The sequence below is a fragment of the Pseudomonas sp. FW305-E2 genome (genome assembly GCF_058782925.1).
The window spans coordinates 81,840-100,368 of the sequence record NZ_JBYSYE010000007.1 but is presented as its reverse complement, the minus strand read 5'-3'; the positions used below and the strand labels follow the sequence as shown (position 1 = coordinate 100,368).

Sequence of the window (18,529 nt, the reverse complement as noted above, 5' to 3'; positions counted from 1 at the left end):
GCCCGAATCTACAGGAATTAAAATGAGCGAAAGCTTTGCAGAACTCTTTGAAGAAAGCCTGAAAACCCTCAATCTTCAGCCGGGTGCGATCATCACCGGTATCGTTGTCGACATCGACGGCGACTGGGTTACCGTACACGCTGGCCTGAAGTCCGAGGGCGTCATCCCGCTCGAGCAGTTCTACAACGAAGCTGGCGAGCTGACCATCAAGGTCGGTGACGAAGTTCACGTTGCGCTGGACGCGGTCGAAGACGGCTTTGGCGAAACCAAGCTGTCCCGTGAAAAAGCCAAGCGCGCCGAGTGCTGGATTGTTCTGGAAGCAGCTTTCGCCGCCGAAGAAGTGGTCAAGGGCGTTATCAACGGTAAGGTTAAGGGCGGCTTCACTGTCGACGTTAACGGCATCCGTGCGTTCCTGCCGGGCTCCCTGGTTGATGTCCGCCCAGTGCGTGACACCACCCACCTGGAAGGCAAAGAGCTGGAATTCAAGGTCATCAAGCTGGACCAGAAGCGCAACAACGTTGTCGTTTCCCGTCGCAGCGTGCTGGAAGCCGAGAACAGCGCCGAGCGCGAAGCCCTGCTGGAAACCCTGCAGGAAGGCCAGCAAGTCAAAGGTATCGTCAAGAACCTCACCGACTACGGCGCATTCGTGGACCTGGGCGGTATCGACGGCCTGCTGCACATCACCGACATGGCCTGGAAGCGCATCAAGCACCCGTCGGAAATCGTTAACGTTGGCGACGAAGTCGACGTACGCGTTCTGAAGTTCGACCGTGAGCGCAACCGCGTTTCGCTGGGTCTGAAGCAGATGGGCGAAGATCCGTGGGTAGCTATCACTGCCCGTTACCCAGAAGGTACTCGCGTACAGGCTCGCGTTACCAACCTGACCGACTACGGCTGCTTCGCTGAGCTGGAAGAAGGCGTTGAAGGTCTGGTACACGTTTCCGAAATGGACTGGACCAACAAGAACATCCACCCGTCGAAAGTCGTTCAGGTTGGCGACGAAGTGGAAGTCATGGTTCTGGACATCGACGAAGAGCGTCGTCGTATCTCCCTGGGCATCAAGCAGTGCAAGTCCAACCCATGGGAAGACTTCTCCGGCCAGTTCAACAAGGGTGACAAGATCACCGGTACCATCAAGTCGATCACCGACTTCGGTATCTTCATTGGTCTGGACGGCGGCATCGACGGCCTGGTTCACCTGTCCGACATCTCCTGGAACGAAACCGGCGAAGAAGCCGTGCGTCGTTTCAAGAAGGGCGACGAGCTGGAAACTGTCATCCTGTCGGTTGACCCAGAGCGCGAGCGCATCTCCCTGGGCATCAAGCAGCTGGAAGACGATCCGTTCTCCAACTTCGTTGCTGTCAATGACAAGGGCGCTATCGTCAAGGGCATCGTGAAAGAAGTTGACGCCAAAGGCGCCATCGTCACCCTGGCCGACGACATCGAAGCCACTCTGAAAGCTTCCGAAATCAGCCGTGACCGCGTTGAAGACGCGCGTAACGTTCTGAAGGAAGGCGAAGAGATCGAAGCCAAGATCATCAGCGTTGACCGCAAGTCCCGCGTTATCAGCCTGTCGATCAAATCGAAAGACGACGCTGAAGAGCGCGAAGCTATCCAGAGCCTGAAAAACGCTCCGGAAGCTGCTGCCGACACCACCATGGCTGCGCTGCTGCGCGAAGCAATGGCCAAGCAGAACTGAGTTCTGTTTGATCGGTAAAAAGGGCGACCCTCGGGTCGCCCTTTTTTTATGCTCGGCAATCAGGCGGCGCGGCGGATGGCACCGGCTTCGCCGGTGTTCGCGGGTAAACCCGCTCCTACACCGATGGCGCTGGATCACACTCGCCTCAGGCCGACGCCCCCCCCATTGTAGGAGCGGGCTTGCCCGCGAATCAGGCGGCGCGGTGGATGGCACCGGCTTCGCCGGTGTTCGCGGGTAAACCCGCTCCTACAACGACGGCGCTGGATCACACTCGCCTCAGGCTGACACGCCCCGTTGCAGGAGCGGGCTTGCCCGCGAATCAGGCAGCGCTGGCCTGCCTGAGTGGTAGACCATTCTTGAATTACTTCAATCTTGAATTTTTTTATTAAGTCAAGATCCACCCTGTTCAAATCCTTCCCAGCGTGCTACAAACTGGTTAAGCAATGATCTAGCTGCTTGATAACGAAGGGAAAAATATGACGAAGTCGGAGCTGATCGAACGTATTGTCACCCATCAGGGGCTGCTCTCCTCCAAGGATGTGGAGCTGGCCATCAAGACCATGCTTGAGCAGATGTCGCAATGCCTGGCTACCGGCGATCGCATCGAGATCCGCGGTTTTGGCAGCTTCTCGCTGCACTATCGCGCCCCCCGCGTGGGCCGTAACCCGAAGACCGGCCAGTCGGTCAGCCTCGAAGGCAAGTTCGTGCCGCACTTCAAGCCCGGCAAAGAGCTGCGTGATCGGGTCAATGAAGAAGACGAGGCTGAAGCCTGATCTACCAAGGAGAGAATTCTGATGCGTAACCTCAAGCGCGCCCTGGCGGCAGTGTTCGTGCTGCTGTTGGCGGCTGTGGTGCTGTTCTTCGTGCTGGAGAACCAGCAAGCCGTGTCATTGGTCCTGTTCGGTTGGGCTACGCCAGCCATGCCGGTTGCTGTTCTGGTATTGGCTGCCTTGGTCATTGGCCTGGCGGTCGGGCCGTTGCTGGGGGCTTACGGCGTGCAGCGCAGCAAGCGCAAGATCAGGGCTTCTGCCCGTCAGGCGGCACTGAACGGCAACTAAGGAAGTTTCCTACACCTACTAAAGAAAGGTTCACCTATGCATGCGTCGGCCGTCATGGAGTAATAGTCCACTTCATTTTCGGTCCAGGCGAGTGTGCGCAGCATGGAATATCCCAGCCTTTCCCATCACGGTGGTACCCGGGGTGTCACCGGGTCCTGTCACCAGCTGCACCTCGGCCCATCCACCAGTTTGCTGGTCGACTGCGGGCTGGAACAGGGAAGTGATGCGCCGCCCGGTGCAGCATCCGCCCCCCTCGGTTTTGATATCCAGGGTATTCAGGCCCTGGTCATCACCCATGTCCATCTCGACCATGTTGGGCGCATCCCTGCGCTGCTGGCAGCGGGTTACCGTGGCCCTATCCTGTGCAGCGAGCCCTCGGCCCGGTTGCTGCCGCTGGTACTGGAAGACGCCTACAAGCTGAGCATCAGCAGCGAGCCTGCGCAGGTGGCGCGCTATCTCGACTTCATCCGTGACCTTATCGTGCCGCTGCCCTTTGAGCAGTGGCACACGGTGGTTGAGTACGCTGGTCTTGCCTGCCGTATTCGCCTGCAGCGGGCAGGGCATTTGCTGGGTTCCGCTTATGTCGAGTGTGATATGCAGCATGAGCACACCAACACCCGGTATGTGTTTTCTGGTGACCTGGGCGCTTGTGGCAATCCGCTGCTGCGCCCGGTGCAACCTCCGGAGCGTGCCGATGTGCTGGTGCTGGAAAGCACCTACGGCGACCGCCTGCACCCACAGGCAGGCGACCGCCGTCAGCGGCTGGAAAACGCCATCGACCGAGCCCTCGCCGACAAGGGCACCCTCCTGATTCCCGCATTCAGTCTTGGTCGTACCCAGGAGTTGCTGTACGAGTTGGAAGACATTCTGCACCGCAAAGCCCTACTGAACACTACCGGTCCGGCTCCGGACGGTGAGCCGATCGACTGGTCACAGTTGCCCATCATCCTCGATTCGCCCTTGGCTCAGCGCATCACCCGCGTGTACCGGGAGCTGCACGAATACTGGAATGCAGAAGCCAGGGCGCGTGTTGCAGCAGGGCGTGATCCACTCGGCTTCAGCCAACTGATCAGTGTGGACACCCATGCCCGCCACCAGCAGGTGGTGAACTACCTCAAGAGCACTGGGCGACCGGCGATCGTGATTGCCGGCAATGGCATGTGTTCGGGTGGGCGCATCGTCAATTACCTCAAGGCCATGCTGGGTGATCCGCGGCATGAGGTGATGTTTGTGGGAAACCAGGCTAAGGGGACGCCGGGGGCGGTGATACAGGCCAGCGAAGGGGCGGAAGGGTTTGTACAGATTGACCTGGATGGAGATATGCATGATGTGCGGGCGAAAGTCATATCGATGCACGGCTACTCCGGGCATGCGGACCAAGGGGGCTTGGTAAGGTTTGCCATGGGAGGCAGAACGCCGGCGGGGAGGGTATTGCTTGTGCACGGAGACAGCAGTGCCAAGGAAGGATTGGCCAAGGCTCTGAGGCGGCGGATTGGCCAAATGGGGTGTCGTGCGGAGGTCATTGTCGCCTGATGCTCGCTCTTGGTCTGGCGAGAGCGGATGAGAGCATGAGGTGCGTTTCGCTGTAAGCTGTATGGAGTGTCTGAAGGGGTGGCCATCGTAGTGTGCGCTAAGTGAATATTCCGGCAAGAGAGTGAGTCGCAAGAGTGAGAGTGTTGGTGACGGGGGCTTCCGGCTTTGTCGGCGGAGCTTTGATCGAGCAACTTCGGCTCGATGATGGTTTACAGCTACGGTTGGCCCAGCGGCGAGCCATCGAAGTGCCGTTCGCCGAGTGCATTCAAGTTGGCGATATAAATGGTGCAACCGATTGGCAAACGGTACTGGCGGGTGTGGATGTAGTTGTGCATCTGGCTGCTCGTGCGCACATACTGCATCACCGCGACGCCGATCCACTGGCGATGTTCAGGGAGGTCAACACCCAAGGCACATTGAACCTGGCGCGTCAGGCGGCTTTCGCCGGGGTCAGGCGATTCGTCTTCATCAGCAGTATTGGTGTGAATGGCGCGCAAACGAAGGGTCAGGCTTTTAACGAGCGAAGTGCGGTATCGCCTCATTCACCCTATGCGCAATCCAAATACGAAGCGGAATGTGGATTGCTCAACATGGCAGAGTCGGGCGTTATGGAGGTCGTCATCATCCGGCCGCCGATGATTTTCGCAGCGCACGCGCCGGGTAATTTTGCACGGCTACTGAAGCTGACATCCCTTCCTGTGCCTTTGCCGTTCGGCGGGATGGATAATCTGAGAAGCCTGGTTTCGCTGCAGAACCTGATTGGTTTTATCGAACTTTGTGTCAAAAGTCCGCACGCAGCGAACGAGGTCTTCCTGATTTGTGACGGTGATGATGTTTCGACGGAGGAAATGGTTCGCCGGCTGGCTAAGGGTATGGGTTGTCGCCGTTGGTTGCTGCCATTTCCCAAAACCATCCTTCACTGGATGGCAATATTGACCGGCAGGGAAAGCATGTATATCCAGCTTTTTGGCTCGCTTCAAATTGATGCAGGCAAAGCGCGTGAATTATTGCAATGGGAACCGCGCGTGAGCACGCATCAGGGGCTCGAGGAGGCAGGTAGAAGGTACAAGGCTGGATGAATCGGCCCTTCCTGAATATGATGACTGCCAGTTGCGCAATGCAGTTGTCATGCTCGTGTGCCAAGACCTCGCCATGCGACTGACATGTTCGCTGCAGCTCACTGTAGAGATGACTCTGGGCCTGGACGGCTGGGTGTCAGCCACCAGCTTATTAGAAGCGCCCGAAACCGCCTGCACCTATTATCTGGAAACTCATCGCCAATGAGCCTTCTCTGGCTGCTTCCTATTGCTTTTGTCCTATCGTTCGGCCTGACGGCTGCCCTGCGCCGATACGCCTTGTCGCAGAGCCTGCTGGATATCCCCAATGCACGTAGCTCGCACAGCATGCCGACGCCGCGCGGAGGTGGCGTTGCAATAGTTCTGACTTTTCTGCTCGCATTGGTGTTTTTAGGCGTATCCGGCAATGTTCCCGTCAGGATCTGTATGGCGCTGGGTGGATCTGGTGCAATGGTAGCCGTCATCGGCTTCATGGACGATCATGGTCACGTGGCGGCCCGTTGGCGTCTGCTGGCGCACTTCATGGCCGCTGCGTGGTCTCTGTACTGGTTGGGAGGTATGCCCCAGCTTTCGGCATTCGGCATGTCTGTCGAGCCGCGGGTAGTCGGTAGTATCTTTGGGTTGTTGTACCTCGTCTGGACGCTCAACCTCTACAACTTCATGGATGGGATCGATGGGATCGCCAGTGTGCAGGCAATCACTGTCTGCCTTGGGGCTTGCCTGATTTATGGCCTGACCGGCCACCTGGCAGCTATCTGGGGGCCACTGCTGCTTGCGGTCTCCGTCACAGGTTTCCTGTGTTGGAATTTCCCACCCGCGCGAATTTTCATGGGCGATGCAGGTAGTGGGTTTCTGGGGGTCGTGTTGGCCGGGCTTTCGCTCCATGCGGCCTCGCTAGATAGCGAACTCTTTTGGTGCTGGCTGATTCTCATGGGCGTATTCGTGGTCGATGCCACGTTCACCCTTCTACGCCGACTATTGCGCGGGGACAAGGTGTATGAGGCGCATCGAAGCCATGCTTACCAATACGCTGCGCGTCATTTCGGCAGGCATTTGCCAGTCACCGTGGCCGTTGTGCTGATAAACCTGTGCTGGTTATTGCCAATCGCTGTCGCGTGCACCATCTTTGGTCTTGGCGGGGCAGGGCTGCTAATCGCCTACGCGCCACTGGTGGTGCTGGCACTCAGGTTTCATGCGGGAGAGCGAGAGACGGATGTTGGTGAGGGATAGGCGGCGTTGCGCTTGTAAAGGTGCTTCAATGAGTACTATGTGCGAGTGTTCGTCAATAAAGCGCCATATGCAGGGAGAAGTCGATGAGCGGCGATAACCTGTTGGACAGGCTGCGAGTTTTCTTGGTCGCGTTGCCGAGGCGCCAGAAGAGGCTGATTCAGGTCGTAACTGATGTTTTGCTCATTTGGCTTGCCCTCTGGCTTGCATTTCTCGTGCGCTTGGGCATCGATGATCTTTCCGGTCCGCTCAAAGAGCACGCATGGTTGTTCGCCTTCGCTCCAATCGTGGCCATTCCGCTTTTCACACGGTTTGGAATGTACCGTGCGGTCATGCGTTATTTTGGCAATGACGCACTGATCGCCATCATCAAGGCGGTCAGTCTCTCGTCGTTGATACTTTCCGTGGTCGTTTTCTGGTACAGCAATCATCAGGCGATCGTGCCGCGGTCGATCGTCTTCAATTACTGGTGGTTGAGCCTGGTCATCATCGGTGGTTTGCGGTTGCTGATGCGCCACTATTTTATGGGGGACTGGTTTGCCGGCGCTCACGTGATGCCTTTTGCGGGCCGAGATGACGGCTTGACCAAGGTCGCCATCTACGGAGCTGGAACAGCGGGCAACCAATTACTGGCCGCCTTGCGCATGGGCCGTCTGATGCGCCCGGTGGCTTTCCTCGACGATGATGGCGACTTGTCCGGGCGGGTCATTTCCGGTTTGCAGGTCTACAAGCCCAAGCACCTTCAGCAACTGATCAATGAAACGGGCGCTCAGGAAATCCTACTGGCGCTGCCTTCGGCTACGCGGGCGCGCCGAAAAGAAATTCTTGGCTTCCTCGAGCCGTTCCCTTTGCATGTGCGCAGTGTTCCTGCTTTTGCCGATCTTGCTAGCGGCAGGGTGAAGGTAGGGGATATTCAAGATGTCGACATCGCCGATTTGCTCGGGCGCGATGCAGTGCCTGCGCAAAAAGAGTTGCTGGTGCGTTGCATTGAGAAACAGACCGTTCTGGTAACGGGGGCAGGCGGCTCGATCGGCTCCGAGCTGTGCAGGCAGATCATTGGCCTGGGCCCCAAGACGCTGCTGCTGTTCGATCATAGCGAGTACAACCTCTACACTATCCTCTCTGAACTTGAGCAGCGCATCAGCCGCGAGTCATTGTCCATACGTTTGTTGCCAATCCTCGGTTCTGTTCGTAATCAGGCACACCTGCTGGATGTCATGAAAGCCTGGCGTGTGGACACCGTCTATCACGCGGCGGCCTACAAGCATGTGCCAATGGTCGAGCACAATATGGCAGAGGGTGTGCTGAACAATGTCATCGGTACCCTCCACACTGCACAGGCGGCACTGCAGGCAGGCGTCGCCAATTTCGTGCTTATCTCCACGGACAAAGCGGTACGCCCCACCAATGTGATGGGCAGCAGCAAAAGGCTTGCAGAAATGATTCTGCAAGCTTTGAGTCGTGAAATGGCGCCGGTCATGTTCGCTGACAGTGGCAAGGTATCCAGGGTCAACAAAACGCGCTTTACCATGGTTCGTTTTGGAAATGTGCTGGGTTCGTCGGGCTCGGTTGTGCCGCTATTTCATAAGCAGATCAAATCAGGGGGGCCTCTCACGGTCACGCACCCCAAGATCACCCGCTATTTCATGACCATTCCCGAGGCTGCGCAACTGGTGATCCAGGCCGGGTCGATGGGAACGGGCGGGGATGTGTTCGTGCTCGATATGGGTGAACCGGTGCGCATCGTTGAACTCGCCGAAAAGATGATCCACCTGTCTGGCCTGAGTGTGCGTTCAGAGCGCAATCAACAGGGCGATATTGCCATCGAGTTCACGGGATTGCGGCCGGGTGAAAAACTGTATGAAGAATTGCTGATTGGTGATCAGGTAGTGAGCACGGACCATCCGATGATCATGGCTGCGCATGAGGATCACCTGTCCTGGGATGTGCTCAAAGATAAGCTTTCCGCGCTGCTCGCAGCGATTTCCACGGATGATTATGTTCGTGTCCGGCAGTTGCTGCGTGAAACGGTCAGCGGTTATTCGCCTGACGGTGAGATTGTTGATTGGATTCACACCCAACGCAGGGTCGATTCTTGAAAAAACGTCCGGCGCAGTCATTGCCCGCTGGTCAGAAGTTTCGAGCGCTCAAGGGCTTACGTTGGTGTCGGTGTGATTATGTTATCAAGGGTAGCGGTTTTGTATGTAGAATCCTTTGTCGTTTTCGCTTAGGTAAGTTTGCCTCTATTGAATCGTGGGAACGCAAAAGTGGCATCGCTTGTGGTCATTTTGTGCCGTTGCTTCCATGGATAGGGTGAATACTTTTCGATTTTTGTCAGGCCCCAAGGTAGAAAATTCTCGTGAAGATTTTAGTAACAGGTGGTGCAGGCTTTATTGGCTCAGCCGTCATTCGGCACATCATTTCCAATACGGCTGACTCTGTAGTCAACGTCGACAAGCTCACCTATGCGGGGAACCTCGAGTCTCTGCAATCCGTCGCTCAGAATCCACGGTATGCCTTTGAGCACGTTGACATCTGCAGTCGTGAGGAGATGGATCGGGTGTTCCGCGAACATCAGCCTGATGCGGTGATGCACCTGGCTGCCGAGTCCCATGTCGACCGCTCTATCACCGGGCCGTCGGCGTTCATCGAAACCAATATCATTGGTACCTACGTCCTGCTCGAAGCCGCGCGTGGCTACTGGTCCGGGCTCGACGAAGCACGTAAGTCGGCATTCCGTTTCCACCATATTTCCACTGACGAAGTCTATGGTGACCTGGAGGGGCCGGAAGATCTCTTCACCGAAGCGACCCCCTACCAACCAAGCTCCCCCTACTCGGCGAGCAAGGCCAGTTCCGACCACCTGGTACGCGCCTGGGCCCGCACTTATGGGCTACCGACCCTGGTGACCAACTGCTCGAACAACTACGGGCCGTTCCACTTCCCTGAAAAACTGATCCCGCTGGTGATTCTCAACGCACTGGAGGGCAAGCCGCTGCCTATTTATGGCAAAGGGGATCAAATCCGCGACTGGCTGTTTGTCGAAGATCATGCGCGTGCGCTGTATAAGGTCGTGACCGAGGGTGAAGTCGGCGAAACGTACAATATCGGTGGCCACAACGAGAAGCAGAACATTGAAGTTGTGCGAACTGTTTGCGAGTTGCTTGATGAACTGCGCCCTGACTCCGCGTTCGCTCCGCATTTCAATCTGGTGACCTACGTTACCGACCGACCTGGCCATGACGTACGTTATGCGATCGACGCCAGCAAGATTCAGCGCGAACTGGGTTGGGTGCCGGAGGAGACCTTCGAGTCCGGTATTCGCAAGACTGTTGAGTGGTACCTCAGCAATGCGGAGTGGGTAGCGCACGTCAAGAGTGGCAGCTACCAGCAGTGGATCGACACGAATTACACCGCGCGTGCTGAAAAGCCATGAAGGTTCTGTTGCTGGGTAAAGACGGACAGGTTGGCTGGGAGTTGCAACGTGCCCTGGTAGTCATGGGTGAGATCGTCGCCTTGGGCCGGAATCCGGTGTCTACCTCATATGGCACGCTCAGCGGTGATTTGTCGGACCTGGACGGGTTGCGCCAGACCATCCGTGCTGTTGCGCCTGATCTTATCGTAAATGCCGCAGCGTACACTGCTGTCGACAAGGCGGAGACTGAGCAGGAACTCGCCCGTAAGGTCAATGCCTTGGCTAGCGGGGTGATTGCTGAAGAGGCGAAGCGTCTGGATGCATTGTTCGTGCATTACTCCACGGACTATGTATTCGATGGTGCGGGTACAAGCCCCTGGAAAGAAAGTGATAGCGTATCGCCGGTAAACTATTACGGCGCCACCAAGTTGGAAGGCGAGCAGCTGATCGTCGCCTCAGGTTGCAACTATCTGATTTTCCGGACCAGTTGGGTCTACGCGGCAAAAGGGAACAATTTTGCCAAGACCATGCTGCGCCTCGCTAAGGAACGACAGACACTGAATGTCATTGCGGACCAGATTGGTGTGCCGACCAGTGCCGAGCTATTGGCCGATGTTGCAGTGCATGCAGTGCAGAAGACACTGAACAATCCCAGCTTGTGCGGGATTTACCACCTGGCTCCCGCGGGTGAGACGTCTTGGCACGCATACGCGACATATGTCATTGCGTCTGCGCGAGCACACGGCGAGCCGTTAGCAGTGGAAACGATCAATCCAATTGCTACCACGGAATATCCGACGCCTGCAAATCGTCCGTTGAACTCACGTCTGGATACAACAAAGCTACGCGATGCTTTCGCTTTGCAATTGCCGGACTGGAAAGTCGGTGTAACTCGAATGCTCATGGAAATCTTGAATAAATGAACGCAATCAATCGTAAAGGAATCATCCTAGCAGGCGGTTCGGGAACGCGTTTGCACCCGTTGACCTTGGGTGTTTCCAAGCAAATGCTGCCAATCTACGACAAGCCGATGATCTTCTATCCGCTGTCGGTACTCATGCTGGCGGGTATGCGTGAGATCCTGATCATTTCGACGCCTGACGATCTGCCGGCGTTTCGCAAGTTGCTCGGGGATGGCAGCCAATATGGCATTCAGTTGAGCTACGCGGAGCAACCCAGTCCGGATGGCTTGGCTCAAGCATTCATTATTGGCGAAGAATTTATCGGCAATGACCCTTGCTGCTTGATCCTCGGTGACAATATTTTCTATGGTCAGCATTTTTCGGATAATTTGCGCGCCGCTGCCGAGCAAAAAGACGGTGCTACGGTATTTGGCTATCACGTGAACGATCCCGAGCGCTTTGGTGTCGTTGAATTCGACAAAAATGGCCGCGCCCTTAGCATTGAGGAAAAGCCCGCAGCACCGAAGTCCAACTATGCTGTGACCGGTTTGTATTTCTACGATAACGACGTGGTCGAGATCGCCAAAAGCATCAAGCCTTCCGCGCGCGGTGAGCTCGAAATCACCGATGTCAACCGTGCCTATTTGGACAGGAAGTCGCTTACGGTGCAGATGCTGGGTCGCGGTTTTGCTTGGCTGGACACAGGCACCCATGAGTCGCTGCTAGAGGCTAGCCATTTTGTTCATACAATCGAGCAGCGCCAAGGCTGGAAAGTAGCGTGCCTTGAGGAAATTGGCTATGCCAACGGCTGGATTTCGAAAGAGCAAGTCGAGGACCAAGCAGAGAAGCTGAAAAAGACCGGCTATGGCCAGTACCTGAAAAAGTTGCTGGACGTCGGGGCTCACTGAGTCGCTGTATGCGAATGAAGCAAGGTGACCAGCAGCATGGCTGATAATCTGCCACAGGTTGCAGTGCTGTTGGCTGCATACAACGGAATGTCTTGGATCGAGGAGCAACTCGCCTCGATCCTTTCGCAAACCAATGTTCACGTAAGCATCTTCATCAGCGTTGATCCTTCCAGTGATGGTACCGAAGGCTGGTGCGCTGATTACGCTGCGGGGCACGAGAGTGTATTCGTATTGCCACCAGCAGGCCCATTTGGCGGCGCTGCCCCCAACTTCTTCCGGCTGATCCGAGATGTCGATTTTTCGACGTTCGACTACTTATCTTTTTCCGATCAAGACGATATCTGGTATCCGGACAAGCTTGAGAGAGCTGTCGCGCAACTGCGAACAGGCAACTTCGATGGTTACTCAAGCAATGTAGTCGCTTTTTGGCCCGACGGCCGTCGTTTACTGGTGGACAAGGCGCAACCTCAGGTGGCATGGGACTATTTGTTTGAAGCCGCGGGTCCAGGTTGCACTTACGTTCTGACTCAGAAATTGGCGGCTGCGCTGAAGCGTTTGATAGCCCAGCGCTGGGAGGCAGTGCAAAATGTCGCGCTACACGACTGGTTCTGCTATGCCTACGCGCGCAGTGCAGGGTACAGATGGTTCATTGATCCGGTTCCGAGAATGGATTACCGCCAGCACCTGAAAAATCAGGTAGGGGTGAACGCGGGTCTGCGCTCGGCGATTTCGCGAGTCAGGCAGGTTGTACAAGGTTGGTGGTTTTCTCAGGTCAAACTCATACGTGAGCTAACGCTCGACACCCATTGCCAGGATGCAGTCCCAAAGAGCCTTAAGTGTTCCGGGCGGATTTTGTTTCTGAGGTTGATGATACGCGCACAAGAATGTCGGCGGCGCCGGCGTGACCAGTTTGCATTTGTGGTGCTGTGCATGCTCAGCGCATTGTTCAGGCACTAACGGAGGCGAGGCTCGATCAGACCTTATGCCCTGGACGGCACTGTCAGGGCGGTGTCTGGTCGATCATTAATTATCATTTTCCAATGCTTTCAAAGTTTTCTTGGTTCATTGGACTCGCCCGGCACACTTACCGAAGGCTCACTTAAAGCTGTGCGCACGAACTGTGGTTGACCTGTTCCATTCGTTGTATGTAATACCGCACGTAAGCAATAGTTATCGCTTTTTGAATGCGAATCGGGAAAGCAGGAACGTCACAGGCAGTGTAAGGACGATGGCCACAAGTGGTGCCAGTCGACTATCCAGTTGAAATCTCTCGACCCATACCCACAGGATCAGCACGCTGAGCAGATACTGCACCAGATAAATCAGTGGCAACATGACCGCAGATTTTACGCCTTGATGACTCTTGAAGACGAAAAATCGATTTAGCAGATAGGCTAGGACGATGCCGGCTACATAGGAGAGCGTATAGCTGAGTTGGTAGGATAAAAACGTCAGTAGACCCAGATACATGCCATATGTCAGAGCGGTGTTGAAACCGCCTGACATCAGGAAACGGGCAATGTCCAGATTGAGAAGCTTGGAAATGACCGAGTTGTTCATGGTTTCACGACAGGTGGCTATTGATCAGTGACTTGAACTCGTCGTAATTGCGAATGTAGTCATCCGCATCGTAATAGTGCGATGCGAAGACCATGAGCACTGCGTCCGGAGAGTAGCGATACTGTATGCCCCAAGTCATTGGGGGCAGATGGATACCTTTGTTAGGCTTGTCCAATACAAACTCTTCACGGTTGATGCCGTCATCGGCCACGACGTGAACAGAACCCTTCACGGCTACCAGGAACTGATGGCACTCACGGTGGGCATGCTCACCCCGGGTTTCGGCTGTGGGAACGTCATAGACCAGGAAATAGCGTTCGGTCTTGAAGGGAATGGAGCGTTCAAACTCCCCAGCTGACAAGCTACCGCGTATATCAGTCACCTCCTTCATGGTGTGCAGCTTGACGCCCTTGACTGACGTTTCTTCTGCACCTTCCGAGTAGGGCGTGACTTCGTTTTCTGCTTTTGTAGATACCGGTTTGGCGTCGACGTAGCCAATGATCTTCGCTGGGTTGCCGACGACGATGGCGTTTGGCGGAATGGAGCGAGTAACCACCGCACCAGCGCCGACCATTGCATTGATACCAATGGTCAAGCCGGGAAGGATGGTGCAGTTGGCGCCAAGGGAGGCACCCTTTCTGATGATGGTGCGTGAGAAAGTCTGCGGATAGACCTTGCTTCGCGGGAAGAGGTCATTGGTGAAGGTGGCGTTGGGACCAATGAAGACATCGTCTTCGATAGTGATCCCGTCCCAGATCTGAACGCCGCATTTAAGCGTTACCCGATCACCGATGACGACATCGTTTTCAATGAAAACGTTATCGCAGACGTTGCATTCGCGGCCCAGGCTGGCGCCTGGCAAGATATGGGCAAAGGCCCACACCCGGGTGTCCTGACCGATGTTTTCGGATTCGCACAGCGCGTGGCTGTGGACGAAAAAGTTCCTGTTACCGCTCATTGCTGTCTCCAAAATCCTCAACGCGCATTGGAATTGCCAATGGCCGATTTTTTGTATTTTCGTATGTGCGCCAGGCATAAGAGCCAACGATGCCGAGCCCCAGAAGGTTCAAGCAACCCAGGAAGGTAATTGCCAGCATGATCATCGCGTATCCGGGTACTTCGATCATGCCGTGCAATTTGGCGATCACCGTGAATAGGCCGAAAAGTGCGGCCAGCGATGATCCGAATGCTCCGACGCGGGTAAGCAGTCTGATGGGCAAATCGGTGAAAGAGAAGACGCTGTCCATCAGATAATTGACCTTCTTGCGCAGCGTCCAGGCCGATTTGCCATGGATGCGCTCCCGACGCGAGTAGGTCACGACTTCGCGGCGGTAGCCGAGCCAGAAGATCTGAGCAATCAACGAGCTGTGGCGTTCGTCCAGCGTAAGTAGTGTGTCTCTGAACGCTTTGTTGCAGGCGAACATGTCGACCCCACCCGGAGGAATCTCCGGGATGACGTATCGGCGGTAGAGCCCCCAGAAGATTTTCGATGCTGTGCGAGACGCCCATGGATCTTCACGGCCTTCCCGCACACCGACCACGACATCGGTATTTTGCCGCAGCAGCACACGGTTCATTTCGAGCACCAGCTCCGGCGGCTCCTGCAGGTCTGCTGCCATCACCGCATATCGATCGCCGCTGCCGTGTTGCAGACCAGTTCGGATAGCCATGAACGAGCCAAAATTCTTCGACAGCAGGACGAGCTTGGAGCGGAATGGCTGGGATGGCAGCGTGTCGCGAAGAATTTCATAGCAACGGTCAGGGCTGCCATCAATAACGAACACCACTTCCAGCTCACCTTCGAGCTGAAGGTTGAGGTCAGCCACTGCCGTCAACAAGTCGGGCAGGTTGCTTTCATTGCGATAAACGGGGATGACCAGCGTCAGCAAGATCAATGCTCCTTGGTGAAGAATTCCTTGACGGCGTCGATGACCCGATTCACTTCTTCATCTTTGAGTCCCGGGAAGCAGGGCAGGGAGATGACAGTACTGCAGGCCTGTTCGGTCACCACGAGCGACTGGGGCGGTGTGGCGTTATAGGCAGGCTGTTTGTGGTCGGCGATCGGGTAGTGGATATCGGTGCTGACAAGCCTTTCCTTGAGCGCTGCAGCGAAAGCTGCGCGGTCTTTGACTCGGACAACGTACAGGTGAGCAACATAGTCCTCGCCCGTAGAGGCAGGCAGTTGCAGGTCCAGCGAGGCGAACGCGGCATTGTAGCGCTGAGCGATAGAGCGGCGTTGCTCGTTCCAGCCATCGAGAAGCGGAAGTTTCACGCGCAGGATAGCGGCCTGCATTTCATCGAGGCGACTGTTGCGACCGCCAGCAATGGCGACCTGGTATTTTTGCGACCAGCCATATTGACGCAGCTGGCGAATGCGGGCGGCAAGCTGGTCGTTGCGGGTAACCACAGCGCCGCCGTCACCCAGGGCGCCGAGATTCTTCGTGGGGTAGAAGCTGAAGCAGGCGATGTCACCGAAACTGCCGGCCTGCTGGCCATTGCGTCGTGCACCGTGGGACTGTGCGCAGTCTTCGAGGACCGGTACGCCAGCGGCCTGAGCGATGCGAACGATTTCTTCGATATTGGCCAGTTGCCCATACAGGTGCGTCACGATGACCGCAGCAGGCTTGCTTTCGATAACCTGCGCCAATGCATTGGGGCACATGGTCAGCGTCTCTGCGTCTACATCGACGTAGACGGGCTCTGCGCCAATGGCATGAATGGCGGTGCTGCTATAGAAGCCGGCGTTGGCGATCGCTACCACGCGACTGCCTTGTTCAACGCCCAGGCCGCGAAGTGCGAGCTCCAGTGCCTCCGAACCATTGGCGACGCTTATGCAGTGGTCGACACCGACATAACGAGCAAACGCTTCCTCGAATTGCTTCACTTCAGTGCCAAGGATGTACCAGTGGCTGTCCAGAACGGTTTTCAAGGGAGACAGGAAATCAATACCAGTATTCACTATTTCAGCGGAGAAAAGGGGGATGAGATGATTGTTGTGCATATAGATCTCTATCGTTATTTGGTTGGAAGATGCGCTGGGTCAGCATCTTCGCTTAGTTTGATAAGGTAGGTGCCGTTAACGTTGATAATCGAGCCTGGAAGTGGCCAGGTAGGCATGCCTGAAAAATAAGGAGTCAATGTTTGACGGGTTTTCTCGTCGGCTGGCAAGATATTGTTGAATCCAAGTAACCTCATGTACGTTGTGATTCTCAATAGATTGCCGTTATCCCAGTCAAAAAAAGATGCCTGTGTAGTTGAGGTGAGTGCTTTCGCATATAGTGTTTCAAAGGGTTTGTGTCCGTAAACGTCTATCACAATTGGAGTATGTTGAGATGCTGTCTCGTTTCCGGAAGTTTGGATGATCGCCTGGTAGATGCTCGAGGCCAGTGCTTCATCGTGTCCTTGAGTAAGTTTGGCAGAGGCAATATACTGGGATGTTACACCTGCGCTTTGAATCTGGTAGGTGCCTATAATTAATACTGATAATAAGGTGATGATAGAATTTTTTGCTGTTAGTGCGATGAAGGCCATTAGCCATGTTGCATAGCCGAGTGCGATCATTGTTCGAAGAGGTACGTTGTCAGGGCCTGCGAGAAAATGCAGAGCAAATGGCGAGGCAAGTAAGAGTGTGAAAATTAAAAGCGCCGGAGTAGCGCGTCCTCTAACTTGGCTTAGAATGCTCAATGCGGAAATTATCAGCAGTCCGAGTGAGATGGGGATTGCTGCTCCAAATCGGCTGGCTGAGCCAATATAGAATTTATTTGCTTCTGCTATTACTGATGTAATGACGGAAAGCGGCGAGTTTATTAAGGTTTCTAGTTTGATGAAGCTATTGAGGTAAGGGCTGAAGGAGTTCGCCAGGTGCTGGCTAGCTTTGTTTATGATGGCGTAAAGAAGTATCCCAAGGCCCAAGTAGATCAAGGCCTTCGTCCCATCCGTGATGATTGCGTTTGTCGCGCTTTTCCAATTATTCGTGTTTGATACGATTTTGATCATGTTGATCCCCAGGCAAATACTTACAAATAGTATTGCAAGGGATTGGTAGCACGCGATCGAGAATGCCAGGAGTAAAGGTACTACGAGTAGGTTTGCGTGCGTGGAGTAGACTTTTGGGGGGGTAGGGTGCTTGATGAATACTAAATAGGCGGAAAGATTTGTTAGGAAAAAACCTATAGCTAGAGCTGGTACATTTGAAGAAAACTCAGATATAAGCCATAGTGTTGGATAGCCCGCGATCACAGGGAATGTAAAGTAAGACTTCCAAGAAGGCATGTGTCCGTGAGATCGAATCAAAAGCATATATGATCCGGCGATGCAGACACTCAATAGTATGTAGGGGGCGAAAGGGATGGCTGGTTGGGGGAATAAGAATGACTCTATGAAATAAACTGCCCAGCGTCCTTGAGATATCCAGACTTCCGGGTTGCTTCTTGCTGCGCCCATCTCATCATCTATCGAGAGTGAAAGGTTTGCGATGAAATAAATGTTTGCAGTAATCGCCATTCCTGAAAGAATAAAGAACTCATTCAGGGTAAATCTTTCAGCTCTGACGTGTTCGTGGGCGTGGTGTCGGACTCGATCCAGATATTTTGAGATGGATGAAAGTTGGGAGGTGAATAGGGATACCAGTGCAGTGGTGAGTGCAACCAATGCAGAAATCGCCAGCACGAGATTAAGCTTTTCTTTTGCTATGGCTCTTGTATCAAAGCTAATCTGCACTTGCGGGTCATTTGCCCGCTCCGTACTTTCGATAATTATCCGCCCGCCATTTTCCTGGATTGACTGAATCTGGTTGAGGGCGTTTATTTTTACGGGAGTGTCCAATTTGACGCGGAATAGCGTTATATATGGTCTTTCCAGGATTATGGAGGCTTCGGTTTGTGATGGGTCCCAGCGTACAGGCGAGTCACCTTGAATCTTAAAAGATAGATTTGTTATTCCTGTGGCTAATCTATAGGTTTTAGAGTTTTCTTCTGAGTAGCTTCCGCCGTTATTGAAGAAGATTTGAGATAAACCTTGTGTGTTGGCTGAGAAGTTCAAGCGTACTACAGGCGAGCCCATGCGGGTGAACTCCAAGAGCAGCCCTACAATTAGGGCTGCGCAGAGAGCGATTAGTACAGAGCGTTTGGCGATTCTTCGCATCAAAGGCGG

General features: G+C 54.7%; 16 protein-coding genes. 11 read left to right on the top strand and 5 right to left on the bottom strand.

Annotated features, from left to right (window positions below):
* The first annotated feature begins 22 nt into the window (after positions 1-22).
* The 11 genes from rpsA (at position 23) to AC3WLP_RS09105 (ending at position 12,775) form a co-directional block, all read left to right on the top strand.
* Complete coding sequence (rpsA, locus tag AC3WLP_RS09155; RefSeq protein WP_003252673.1) at positions 23-1,699, top strand: 30S ribosomal protein S1; 1,677 nt, start codon at positions 23-25, stop codon at positions 1,697-1,699.
* Between the two features lie 476 nt (positions 1,700-2,175).
* Positions 2,176-2,472, top strand: coding sequence for an integration host factor subunit beta (gene ihfB / locus AC3WLP_RS09150; protein ID WP_003252675.1), 297 nt, complete (start codon positions 2,176-2,178; stop codon positions 2,470-2,472).
* Between the two features lie 21 nt (positions 2,473-2,493).
* Complete coding sequence (locus AC3WLP_RS09145; RefSeq protein WP_003252676.1) at positions 2,494-2,757, top strand: lipopolysaccharide assembly protein LapA domain-containing protein; 264 nt, start codon at positions 2,494-2,496, stop codon at positions 2,755-2,757.
* A gap of 102 nt (positions 2,758-2,859) precedes the next feature.
* Complete coding sequence (locus AC3WLP_RS09140; RefSeq protein ID WP_088513606.1) at positions 2,860-4,290, top strand: MBL fold metallo-hydrolase RNA specificity domain-containing protein; 1,431 nt, start codon at positions 2,860-2,862, stop codon at positions 4,288-4,290.
* Between the two features lie 134 nt (positions 4,291-4,424).
* Positions 4,425-5,369, top strand: a complete 945-nt coding sequence (locus AC3WLP_RS09135; RefSeq protein ID WP_012053382.1) for an NAD-dependent epimerase/dehydratase family protein — start codon at positions 4,425-4,427, stop codon at positions 5,367-5,369.
* A 201-nt stretch (positions 5,370-5,570) separates the two neighbouring features.
* Positions 5,571-6,596 (top strand): MraY family glycosyltransferase, encoded by a 1,026-nt coding sequence (locus tag AC3WLP_RS09130; protein ID WP_041168517.1) that lies wholly within the window; start codon positions 5,571-5,573, stop codon positions 6,594-6,596.
* 83 nt (positions 6,597-6,679) lie between these two features.
* On the top strand, positions 6,680-8,692 hold the full coding sequence (locus tag AC3WLP_RS09125) for a polysaccharide biosynthesis protein (protein ID WP_012053380.1): 2,013 nt from the start codon (positions 6,680-6,682) through the stop codon (positions 8,690-8,692).
* Between the two features lie 260 nt (positions 8,693-8,952).
* Positions 8,953-10,029 (top strand): dTDP-glucose 4,6-dehydratase, encoded by a 1,077-nt coding sequence (gene rfbB / locus AC3WLP_RS09120; RefSeq protein WP_012053379.1) that lies wholly within the window; start codon positions 8,953-8,955, stop codon positions 10,027-10,029.
* Positions 10,026-10,931, top strand: a complete 906-nt coding sequence (gene rfbD / locus AC3WLP_RS09115) for a dTDP-4-dehydrorhamnose reductase (protein WP_012053378.1) — start codon at positions 10,026-10,028, stop codon at positions 10,929-10,931. Before rfbB ends, rfbD begins: the two co-directional genes overlap by 4 nt.
* Positions 10,928-11,818: a glucose-1-phosphate thymidylyltransferase RfbA gene (gene rfbA, locus AC3WLP_RS09110; protein ID WP_012053377.1), complete on the top strand. Its 891-nt coding sequence runs from the start codon at positions 10,928-10,930 to the stop codon at positions 11,816-11,818. The genes rfbD and rfbA overlap by 4 nt, the downstream gene beginning before the upstream one ends.
* Positions 11,819-11,854: 36 nt before the next feature.
* Positions 11,855-12,775, top strand: coding sequence for a glycosyltransferase (locus AC3WLP_RS09105; RefSeq protein WP_012053376.1), 921 nt, complete (start codon positions 11,855-11,857; stop codon positions 12,773-12,775).
* A 213-nt stretch (positions 12,776-12,988) separates the two neighbouring features.
* Here AC3WLP_RS09105 and AC3WLP_RS09100 read toward each other — a convergent pair whose 3' ends face one another.
* Genes AC3WLP_RS09100 through AC3WLP_RS09080 form a run of 5 tightly spaced genes read right to left on the bottom strand, consistent with a single transcriptional unit; the run spans position 12,989 to position 18,520 of the window.
* Positions 12,989-13,378 (bottom strand): GtrA family protein, encoded by a 390-nt coding sequence (locus tag AC3WLP_RS09100; RefSeq protein ID WP_012053375.1) that lies wholly within the window; start codon positions 13,376-13,378, stop codon positions 12,989-12,991.
* Positions 13,379-13,382: 4 nt separating this feature from the next.
* Positions 13,383-14,336, bottom strand: a complete 954-nt coding sequence (locus AC3WLP_RS09095) for a WxcM-like domain-containing protein (RefSeq protein WP_012053374.1) — start codon at positions 14,334-14,336, stop codon at positions 13,383-13,385.
* Entirely contained in the window at positions 14,326-15,273 is a 948-nt protein-coding gene (locus tag AC3WLP_RS09090) for a glycosyltransferase family 2 protein (RefSeq protein WP_041168516.1), read from the bottom strand. The genes AC3WLP_RS09095 and AC3WLP_RS09090 overlap by 11 nt, the downstream gene beginning before the upstream one ends.
* Positions 15,270-16,379: a DegT/DnrJ/EryC1/StrS family aminotransferase gene (locus AC3WLP_RS09085; protein WP_012053372.1), complete on the bottom strand. Its 1,110-nt coding sequence runs from the start codon at positions 16,377-16,379 to the stop codon at positions 15,270-15,272. The genes AC3WLP_RS09090 and AC3WLP_RS09085 overlap by 4 nt, the downstream gene beginning before the upstream one ends.
* A gap of 14 nt (positions 16,380-16,393) precedes the next feature.
* A complete protein-coding gene (locus AC3WLP_RS09080; RefSeq protein WP_088513608.1) occupies positions 16,394-18,520 on the bottom strand; it encodes a glucosyltransferase domain-containing protein in 2,127 nt (708 codons plus the stop codon).
* Positions 18,521-18,529 lie beyond the last annotated feature (9 nt).